Raw genomic sequence first — 9,642 nt, 5'->3', positions numbered from 1 at the left:
GGCCGCGGGGGCCCCCGTTTGTCGTCGCTGCCGACCAAGGGCAGTACGGAAGGTTCATGAAGGCATCCCAGCCGGCCGAGGCCGGCGACCGGCACGACCGGCACCACCCGGAGACGGCCGGGCAGGACGACCCCGCCGCGCTCGAGGACAAGTTCGACGACGAGGACTACCCCGCCTACAGCATGGGCCGCGCCGCCGAGATGCTGGGCGTCACCCCCGCGTTCCTCCGCAGCCTCGACAACGCCCGGCTGTTCGTCCCGCAGCGCTCGTCCGGCGGTCACCGCCGCTACTCCCGCTACCAGCTGCGGCTGGCGCAGCGCGCCCGCGACCTGGTCGACGAGGGGACCGCGCTCGAGGCCGCCTGCCGCATCATCGTCCTCGAAGACCAGCTCGCCGAAGCCCAGCGCATCAACGCCCGGCTCATGCGGGACCGCGACTCGCAGAACCCTCCCCAGCCCCCTGGATGATCCGGCCGGTACCGGCGGCTTGGGGTGACGGCGTCTGACGCCAGGCGGGTGTGGAACTATCTACTATCGCTATAGTAGGTAGCTGTGAACGGTCGGCGGGACACGTTTGCACCCGGCTGAACAGCGCATATCCACGCTGTGAACGCAGAGGACGCCGCGCGTGCCGACGGTCCGCCGGCCGGTCGCGTCCGGTCGGAGAGCCGGCCGGACGACCGTCGTCACCAGGGACCGGCAATGCCCCCACCCGAGAACACGACCCGCTCCGACTCCCCCGTCCTCAGCGTCATCGTGCCCGTCTACGGGGTCGAGGGGTATGTCCGCCAATGCCTCGAATCGATCCTCGACCCGGCCGCCGCCGGAATCGAGGTCATCGCGGTGGACGACCGCTCGCCCGACAACTGCGGCGCGATCCTCGACGAGATGGCCGCGGCCGACCCCCGGCTCCGCGTCCGCCACCTGGACCGCAACGGCGGGCTCGGGCAGGCCCGCAACATCGGGCTCGACATGGCGGCGGGCGAGTACGTCTGGTTCTTCGACAGCGACGACCACGCGACCGAGGGCGCGGTCCGCGCGGTCCTGGACCGGCTGGCGAAGACCCGCCCCGACGTGCTGCTCGTCGACCACGAGCGCGAGCTGTGGGACGGCACCCGCGTGCCGAACTCCGGCGGCCGCCACTTCCGGGACCCGCCCGCGCCCCCGGTGTTCACCTGTGCGGAGCGGCCGGACGTCCTGCGGATCATGATGGCGGCCTGGAACAAGGTGATCCGCCGCGAGTACCTGCTCGGGCTCGGACTCCGCTTCAGCCCCGGCTACTACGAGGACCTCAACGTCACGTTCCCGCTGCTGATGGCGGCCGAGCGGCTGAGCCTGCTGGACCGGGTCTGCTACGTCTACCGGCAGCGCCGCTCCGGCGGCATCACGAGCAGCGCGAGCCGCCGCCACTTCGACGCCTTCGACCAGTACGAGCGGATCTTCGCGTTCATGGACGCCCGCCCCGGCACCGAGCCGTTCCGCGGCCTGATGTTCGACCGGGTGATCGGCCACGCGCTGATGATCCTGGAGCGGGAGGACCGGATCTCCCCGCCCGACCGCCGCGAGTTCTTCGGCCGGATCACCGAGTTCTCCCGGCGGCGCCGGCCGTCCGGGCGGCGCGTCCCCGGCGGGCGGCTGAAGGCCGTGAAGTACCGGCTGATCGACCGGGGCGCCTACGCGCCGTACCGGCTGGCCGTCACGCTGACCAAGGCGCGGCGGCACGCCGGCGCGCTGCCGCGGACGGCCGTGCGGTTCGCGCGGCGCGGCAGGCGCACGGGCAGGCGGCTGCTCGGCCGCCTCTACTACCGCGTGCAACTGCGCATGCCCATCGACGAGAACCTGGTGGTGTACGCCGCGTACTGGTACCGCGGCGTCGCCTGCAATCCGGCCGCCATCTACGGGAAGGCCGCGGAGATGGCACCGCACCTGCACGGCGTCTGGGTGGTGAAGCCCGGAGCCGCAGGGCCCGTGCCGGACGGCGTGGACACCGTGGCGCCCGGCACGCTGCGGTATCTGAGGGTGCTGGCCCGGGCGAAGTACCTCGTCAACAACGTCACGTTCCCGAACGCGGTCATCAAGCGTCCCGGGCAGGTGCACGTGATGACGCAGCACGGCACCCCGCTGAAGAAGATGGGGCTGGACCAGATGGCCTTCCCCGTCGGCGCCAAGGGCCTCGACTTCAAGGCCCAGATCGCCCGCGCGGACCGCTGGGACTTCCTGCTGTCGTCCAACCCGCTGTCCAGCGAGGCCTGGCAGCGCGGGTTCCCGTGCCGCTACGAGCTGCTGGAGATCGGCTACCCGCGCAACGACCGGCTCGCCACCGCGACGCCGGACGAGCGGGCGCGGCTGCGCACCCGGCTCGGCGTCCCCGAGGGCAAGAAGGCGGTCCTGTACGCCCCGACGCACCGGGAGTACCGCGACGGCTACCGGCCCATGTTCGACATCGACCGGTTCGCTCGCGAACTCGGCGACGAGTACGTCCTGCTCCTCCGCCCGCACTACTACTATCCGGCGGCGGACGACGGCGGGGGCGACGACCGGGTCATGGACGTCTCCGGCCACCCGTCGGTCGAGGACCTCTGCATCGCCTCCGACGTGCTGCTGACCGACTATTCCTCGATCATGTTCGACTACGCCGTCCTGGAGGACCGGCCGATCGTCGTCCTCGCCAACGACTGGGAGACCTACCGGCTCACCAGGGGCGTCAACCTCGACATCACCGCCGCCCCGCCCGGCGTCCTCGCCCGCACCGAGGATGAGATGATCGAAGCGTTCCGGACCGGCGCGCCGTGGAGCGACACGGCGGCCAAGGCCCGCGACGCCTTCCGCGCCCGGTTCTGCCCCTGGGACGACGGCCGCGCGGCGGAGCGCGCCGTGGAGAGGATCTTCCTCAGCGGGACGTGACCCCCGCCGCCCGCATCGCCGCCGTCTGACCGCCTTGGGAACGGGCCTTAGTGTGGCCGGATGGGGTTCGAGGATCGCCTGGAAGCGCACCGGGTGGAGCTGACCGCCCACTGCTATCGGATGCTCGCCTGCGCAGCCGAGGCCGAGGACGCCGTCCAGGAGACCTTCGTGCGGGCCTGGAAGAACGCCGACCGGTTCGATGAGGGCCGGGCCGCCCTGCGCACCTGGCTGTACCGGATCGCCACCAATGTCTGCCTCGACATGGCCCGCGCCGTCCAGCGGCGCGCTCTCGCGATGGATCTCGGCCCGGCCGCGCAGGTCGGGAGCGCCCTCGGCGCGCCGCTGGACCCCGGCGCGTTCGTGCGGCCGGTGCCCGACCGGCTCGTGCTGCCGTCCGGCGGCGACCCGGCCGAGCTCGCCGTCCAGCGCGACGCGGTCAGGCTGGCGTTCGTCGCCGCCCTGCAGTCCCTGCCGCCGCGCCAGCGGGCGGTCCTCATCCTGCGCGAGGTGCTGAGCTGGTCGGCCGAGGAGACGGCCGCGCTGCTCGGCAGCAGTACCGCGGCGGTCAACAGCGCCCTGCAACGCGCGCGGGCGGCCTTGTCCGCACAGCGCCCGCCGGCCGGGGGCGGCGAGATCGACGAGGAGCTGCTCGACCGGTACGTCACGGCGTTCACCTCCTACGACGTCGACGGCCTGGTGGCGCTGCTCCACCGGGACGCCACCATGTCGATGCCGCCGTTCGCCTGGTGGCTCAGCGGCCGGGACGCGATCCGCACGGCCCTGCTCGGCGCGGGCGGAGCGTGCGCCGGCGACCGGCTGGTCCGCACGGCGGCCAACGGGTCGGCCGCCTTCGCGCAGTACCGGGACGGGCGGGCGTTCGGCCTGGTCGTCATCGACGTCCGGGACGGGCTGATCATCGCCATGACCACCTATCTCGACGCCTCGCTGTTCCCGGTGTTCGGACTGCCGATGACTCCGGAGCCGCCGTCCCGTATGTAGTGCATGACCGACACCGTTCACATGTGGCATGCCGAGCACGGCACGGGCGCCCCCGTGGTGCTGCTGCACGGCGGGATGACCGACGGCCGCTGCTTCACCGGCAACCTCGACGGCCTCGCCGACGCCTTCCACGTCTACCTGCCCGACCGGCGCGGCCACGGCCGCACGCCCGACGCGCCCGGCCCGATCACCATCGAGATCATGGCGCGCGACACGATCGCGTTCCTGGACCGGGTGGTCGGCGGCCCCGCCCGCCTGGTGGGCTACAGCGCCGGCGGCAGCGTGGCGCTGCGGACCGCGATGCTCCGTCCCGACCTGGTCGAACGCCTCGTCCTGATCAGCACGGCCTACGACCTCGACGGGATGGTCTTCAGACCGTCGGCGGACGGGCCGATGCCGCCCCCGATCGTCGACGCCTACGCCGAGGTGTCCCCGGACGGCCGCGACCACTTCCCCGTCGTCGTCCGGAAGATCGCGGACGCGGCCGCGACCGAACCGGCCCCCGACCCGTCCGACCTGCGCGCGGTGAAGGCCCGCACCCTGGTCCTGGCGGGCGACGACGACCTCGTCACCCTCGACCACACGATCGCGCTCTACCGGGCGCTGCCCGCAGCCGAACTGGCCGTCCTGCCGAACGCCAGCCATCTGCTGCTGATGGAGCACCCTGAAACGGTGCGCGCCATGGTCCGGACCTTCCTGACCACCGACCCCGCGCCGACCTACATGCCCATCTCCCGCGCGGGCCACGACCCAACGGCATAGATGACGTGGCGGCCCGGCGCGGTGGCGGCTAGGAGACGGCTTCCAGCGGCAGGTCGCTGCCGCGCCAGGTGGCCGCCAGCTCCTCGATCGGCACGCGGAGCGCCTCGCCGAGGCGGACGATCGTGCCGAATCCGGGGGACGGCAGCCGTCCGGTCTCGATCTTGCGCAGGGTCTCCGGCGAGATGCCGGCCGCGTCCGCGACCTCCGCGAGGTCGCGTCCCCCTCGCGCGTGGCGCAGCAGGGCGCCGAGGCGCCTGCCGGCTTCGATCTGCTCCGGTGTGAGCGGTTGGCGGACCATCCCCTCAGGATAGGGTTGGTATTACTATACCGGCAAGTGCTAAGGTTCCGGTATAGTAATACCAGCACCCTGGGACGTGAGGTACTCGTGATCGAACTGAAGACGCCGGCGGAGATCGAACGCATGCACGTGGCCGGGCGCTTCGTCGCCGAGGTGCTCTCCGAGATCGGCCGCGTCGCCGACGTGGGCGTGAACCTGCTGGACCTGGAGCACCACGCGCGCGGCATGATCAAGCGGCGCGGCGCGGAGTCGTGCTACTGGGACTACGCGCCGTCCTTCGGCCGCGGCCCGTTCCGCAACGTCATCTGCCTGTCGGTCAACGACGCCGTCCTGCACGGCCTCCCCCACGACTACACGCTGCGCGACGGGGACGTGCTCAGCGCGGACATCGCCGTCGGCATCGACGGCTGGGTGGCCGACTCTGCGCGCACCGTCATCGTCGGCACCCCCGCCGAGGAGGACCTGCGGATCGTCCGCGCCACCGAGGAGGCGCTGGAGGCGGCGATCGAGATGGCGCGTCCGGGCAACCGCCTGGGCGACATCTCCGCCGCCATCTGGAAGGTGGCCAGCGACTACGGCTACCCGGTGAACACCGAGTTCGGCGGCCACGGCATCGGCCGCACCATGCACGAGGAGCCCCACGTCTCCAACAAGGGCCGGGCGGGCCGCGGCATGACGCTCCGGCCGGGGCTGACCCTCGCGCTCGAACCCTGGCTCGCGCGGACGACCGACCGCATCGTCTACGACCCCGACGGCTGGACCATCCGGTCGGCCGACGGCTCGCGCACCGCCCACTCCGAGCACACGGTCGCCATCACCGAGGACGCCCCCCTCGTGCTCACCCGGCGCGAATCGGAGAACCCGGGCGGCTGATCCCGCCGGGCGGCCGCGAAGGCCGTCGTGATCGACACCGGGCGAGGACGAGCGCGCAAGCCGATGCCGGCGTCCCCCCGCCCGCTATAGGGGAAGATGGCGGGCATGCGATCACCGACGGCCGCCGACGGCACCGGCGAGGACGACGCCGGCCGGTACCGGCGGCGCACCGCGCGCGTGCTGCTCGTGGACGACGCCGAACGCGTGCTGCTCTTCCGGTTCCCGCGCGTGCACCGCAGGCGGTTCCCGCGCGTGCACCGCAGGCCCGAGGCGGGCCACTGCTGGATCACCCCCGGCGGCGGCGTCGACGACGGCGAGACCCTCGCGGAGGCCGCCGCCCGCGAACTCCTCGAGGAGACCGGCCTGGTGGCCGCGCCCGGCGACCTCGGCCCCACCGTCGCCTTCTCGTCCGGGTACGCCGACTTCCCCGGATGGATGCGCGGCATGTTCCGCGACGACTACTTCCTGTACCGGACGGCCGCGACCGACATCGACACCACCGGGTTCACCGACGTGGAACGCCGCAGCATCAGCGAGTACCGCTGGTGGCCGATCGCCGAACTGGAGAACGCGCCCGAACCCGTCTACCCGCTGCGGCTGGCGGCCCTGCTCACCGCGCTGCTCGCCGGCCCCGGCGGCGGCGAGCCCACGCAACTCCCCTGGCACCACCCGTAGCCGGGGCTCGGCGAGCGCCCGGTACACCGCCGCCCCTCCCGCGCCGGCCCGAATGAGGCCGCGCGGCCGAGGGCCCGATGCCTCGGAAGGCATAGCGTCATAGCGATATTGATCTTCGACAGCATGCTCTGAACGTCATAGCGTTCCTGCTGTGCGAAGCCGCACATCCAGCGGGAAGGAGAGGCCGACATGCTGACACCCACGCAACGCGAGGCCGAAGAGGCCGAGATCCGAGGGCAGATCGACAAGATCATCGACGGGCTCCACGCGAAGGATCTCGAAGCCCTGAAGCGGCCCTACGCACCGGGCGTCGTGTCCTTCGACATCGAGCCGCCGCTGCAGCATGTGGGGCTTGAGGCCAAGCTCGAAAACTGGGCGAGAGTGTTCGCGATCTTCGACGACGTGACGTACGAGGTTCGCGACCTGGCGCTCACCGTGGGCGACGGACTGGCGTTCGGACACGCCTTCGCCCGTCTCAGCGGCACGCTCAAGGACGGGACGGCGGTGGGCGGCATGTGGGTGCGGGTCACCTACTGCTTTCAGAAGATCGACGGGACCTGGCTGATCGTGCACGATCAGGTCTCGGTGCCGCTCGACGTCCCGACCGGCAGGGGCGTGGTCGACCTCGAACCCTGACCGCCCGCATCGGCGCACTCGCCGGCGCGGGTCGGGCTGCGGCGTTCGAGGAGGACCACGTCGCGCCAGCGGCCGTGGTGGCGCCCGATCCGTTCACGGACGCCGACCGTGCGGAAACCGGCCCGGGCGTGCAGGCGAAGGCTGGCGGCGTTCTCGGGGAAGACGCCGGACTGGACGGTCCAGATGCCGGCGCTCTCGGTGGAGTCGACGAAGGCGCGCAGCAGCGCCGAGGCGAGACCGCGGCCGCGGTGGCCGGGGTGGACGTAGACGCTGTGCTCGACGACCCCGGCGTACACGCACCGGTCGGAGACGGCGGAGGCGGCGATCCATCCCAGCACCGCCCCCGTCGTGGCGTCGGCCACGACGTACCGGTGGCCGGGCAGCTTCGCGCGGTCGAAACGCCCCCAGCTCGGTGCGCTGGTTTCGAAGCTCGCGTCGCCGGTGTCGAGACCGGCCTGATAGATCTCCAGGACGCCGGCGGCGTCTGCGGAGCGCATGGGCCGGATGAGCGTGCCGGGCGGGGACGCCGGCTTCCCGGCCCGCACGATCGCCGAGTGCAGACCGGGCGCCGCCTGATGGTTCACCGTGATGGTGATGGCCGTGAATCCCGCGGCGAGCAGGTGGCGGCGGTACTCCTCGACGGTCAGGGTGCCCGCGGGGCAGCCGGCGTCCTGTTCGACGGCCGCGCGCCGGCCGGGGTCGAGGCCGGGCTCGGCGATGATGTCGGTGACGCCGAGGCGGCCGCCGGGACGCAGGACGCGGAAGGCCTCGGCGAGCACGCGGGCCTTGTCGGCGGCGAGGTTGATGACGCAGTTGGAGATGACCACGTCCACGCCGGCGTCGGCGAGCGGGACATGCTCGATGTGCCCGTGCAGGAAGCGGGCGTTGCCGACGCCGGCCTTGCGGGCGTTGGCGCGGGCGAGGGCGAGCATGTCCTCGCTGGCGTCCAGGCCGTAGGCGGTCCCGGCCGGGCCGACGCGGCGGGCCGACAGCAGCACGTCCAGGCCGCCGCCCGACCCGAGGTCGAGCACGGTCTCGCCGGGTCGCAGGTCGGCGACGGCGAGGGGGTTGCCGCAGCCCAGGCTCGCGCGCAGCGCCGCCTCGGGCACCTCGTCCTCGGCCTGGTAAGCGGCGGCGCCGAAGCACGAATCGCCGTTCCCGCAGTCGTCCTGTGGTGTGGCACCGGCCAGAGCGGCTCGGGCGCGGGCGGAGTAGCGGGCGACGATGGCGTCGGTGGCGGGCGTACCGCCGGTGCCGGAGTCGGGCATCAGTCGTCTCCCTCGGGCGGGTCTTCCTCGGGCGGGCAGGTCGGCGCGGCCGGTGCGGGACGTCCCATGACCAGGTCGGCGGCTGTGGGGAAGCACTCCACGCACGCGGTGTTGATCCGGTAGAAGCGGGCGGTGCCGTGCCGGTCGACCAGCACGAACCGGACCTCGGCCAGCACCTTGAGGTGCGCGGAGACGGTCGACTGCCCGACGTGGACGGCGTCGACGATCTCGCCGACGTTCATCGGCCGTCCCTGCCGGGCGAGCAGGGACACGATCTGGACGCGGGTCGGGTCCGCCAGCGCCTTGAACCAGGACGCGTACTCGGTCGCCGTCGGCCGGTCGAGCGGCCCGTTCGCCTCTTTCATCGTTAATCGACGATAGACGATAAAAGCGCTACGGGAAAGAGGCGTGCGGCGGATGCTCCCGGGTCCGCTCGACCGCCGCGCCTACCCGGGAGGCGGCTGGGCCGGGGTGCGGCGGCGCAGGATCACCCATCGTCCTGCCAGGCCGATCGCGAACATGCCCACCCCGGCCACGACCGACGGCCAGGGCAGGGTGGCGACCAGGACGAGGCATCCGCCGGCGCCGAGCAGGTTGAGCGGGCGCGGCCAGCGGCGGTCGGACGCGGGCTGGGTGAACGCCGAGGCGTTCGCGATCGCGTAGTAGACGAGGACGCCGAAGGAGGAGAAGCCGATGACGCCGCGCAGGTCGACGGTGGCCACCAGCACGCCGACCACGGCCGCCACGGCGACCTCGGCGCGGTGCGGGACCCGGTGGCGGGGATGGACGGCGGCGAGCCGGCCCGGCAGGTCGCGGTGGCGGGCCATGGCCAGGACGGTGCGTCCGATGCCGGCGATCAGCGCCAGCAGTGCGCCGAGCGCCGCCAGTGCGCCGCCCACCCGCACCACCGGCGCCAGACCGCCCGCGCCCGCGGCGTCGATGGCGGTGGCCAGCGGCGCGGTCGCGGAGGCGAGCCGGTGCGGCCCGGCGGCCAGCAGCGCCGCGGTCCCGACGGCCAGGTAGACCGCCACGGTGATGAACAGCGCGATGGGGATCGCGCGGGGAATGGTGCGGCGCGGGTCGCGGACCTCCTCGCCCAGGGTGGCGATGCGGGCGTACCCGGCGAAGGCGAAGAACAGCAGGCCGGCGGCGGTCAGCACGCCCTGCCCCCCGGTCCCGCTGAGACCGTCGAGCCGGCCGAGCGTGACGTGCGGTGCCCCGGCCACCG

11 protein-coding genes are annotated in these 9,642 nt (G+C 72.8%); 7 read left to right on the top strand and 4 right to left on the bottom strand.

Annotation, left to right across the window (positions count from 1 at the left end):
- Positions 1 to 182 precede the first annotated feature (182 nt).
- The 4 genes from ABZ914_RS38915 (at position 183) to ABZ914_RS38900 (ending at position 4,664) form a co-directional block, all read left to right on the top strand.
- Positions 183 to 467 carry a MerR family transcriptional regulator gene (locus tag ABZ914_RS38915; RefSeq protein ID WP_500199503.1) on the top strand — a complete coding sequence of 95 codons (285 nt, stop codon included), beginning with the start codon at positions 183 to 185 and terminating at the stop codon, positions 465 to 467.
- Between the two features lie 234 nt (positions 468 to 701).
- On the top strand, positions 702 to 2,903 hold the full coding sequence (locus ABZ914_RS38910; protein WP_500199502.1) for a bifunctional glycosyltransferase/CDP-glycerol:glycerophosphate glycerophosphotransferase: 2,202 nt from the start codon (positions 702 to 704) through the stop codon (positions 2,901 to 2,903).
- 60 nt (positions 2,904 to 2,963) lie between these two features.
- A complete protein-coding gene (locus ABZ914_RS38905) occupies positions 2,964 to 3,902 on the top strand; it encodes a sigma-70 family RNA polymerase sigma factor (protein ID WP_500199501.1) in 939 nt (312 codons plus the stop codon).
- A 3-nt stretch (positions 3,903 to 3,905) separates the two neighbouring features.
- Complete coding sequence (locus ABZ914_RS38900; RefSeq protein WP_500199500.1) at positions 3,906 to 4,664, top strand: alpha/beta fold hydrolase; 759 nt, start codon at positions 3,906 to 3,908, stop codon at positions 4,662 to 4,664.
- 28 nt (positions 4,665 to 4,692) lie between these two features.
- Here the strand turns inward: ABZ914_RS38900 and ABZ914_RS38895 are convergent, their stop codons facing one another.
- Positions 4,693 to 4,962, bottom strand: coding sequence for a helix-turn-helix domain-containing protein (locus ABZ914_RS38895; protein WP_500199499.1), 270 nt, complete (start codon positions 4,960 to 4,962; stop codon positions 4,693 to 4,695).
- Positions 4,963 to 5,049: 87 nt separating this feature from the next.
- Here ABZ914_RS38895 and map point away from each other — a divergent pair, with 87 nt between their 5' ends.
- The 3 genes from map to ABZ914_RS38880 all read left to right on the top strand — a co-directional run bounded on the left by map (position 5,050) and on the right by ABZ914_RS38880 (position 7,146).
- Positions 5,050 to 5,835, top strand: coding sequence for a type I methionyl aminopeptidase (gene map / locus ABZ914_RS38890; protein ID WP_500199498.1), 786 nt, complete (start codon positions 5,050 to 5,052; stop codon positions 5,833 to 5,835).
- 105 nt (positions 5,836 to 5,940) lie between these two features.
- Positions 5,941 to 6,510, top strand: a complete 570-nt coding sequence (locus tag ABZ914_RS38885; protein WP_500199496.1) for an NUDIX hydrolase — start codon at positions 5,941 to 5,943, stop codon at positions 6,508 to 6,510.
- 189 nt (positions 6,511 to 6,699) lie between these two features.
- Positions 6,700 to 7,146, top strand: coding sequence for a YybH family protein (locus tag ABZ914_RS38880; RefSeq protein WP_500199495.1), 447 nt, complete (start codon positions 6,700 to 6,702; stop codon positions 7,144 to 7,146).
- On the opposite strand, the gene ABZ914_RS38875 is transcribed toward ABZ914_RS38880, so the two are convergent.
- The 3 genes from ABZ914_RS38875 to ABZ914_RS38865 all read right to left on the bottom strand — a co-directional run.
- A complete protein-coding gene (locus ABZ914_RS38875) occupies positions 7,086 to 8,414 on the bottom strand; it encodes a GNAT family N-acetyltransferase (RefSeq protein ID WP_500199493.1) in 1,329 nt (442 codons plus the stop codon). The two genes, ABZ914_RS38880 and ABZ914_RS38875, sit on opposite strands and share 61 nt — an antisense overlap.
- Positions 8,414 to 8,779, bottom strand: coding sequence for an ArsR/SmtB family transcription factor (locus tag ABZ914_RS38870; RefSeq protein WP_500199492.1), 366 nt, complete (start codon positions 8,777 to 8,779; stop codon positions 8,414 to 8,416). Before ABZ914_RS38870 ends, ABZ914_RS38875 begins: the two co-directional genes overlap by 1 nt.
- An 81-nt stretch (positions 8,780 to 8,860) precedes the next feature.
- Positions 8,861 to 9,642: APC family permease (locus ABZ914_RS38865; RefSeq protein WP_500199490.1), on the bottom strand; the 782-nt coding region annotated here is incomplete at its 5' end.

The sequence above is a fragment of the Spirillospora sp. NPDC046719 genome, assembly GCF_040645715.1.
Taxonomy (GTDB): Bacteria; Actinomycetota; Actinomycetes; order Streptosporangiales; family Streptosporangiaceae; genus Spirillospora.
Note: the sequence above shows the minus strand (reverse complement) of the source record. Positions and strands in the feature narration are given on the sequence as shown.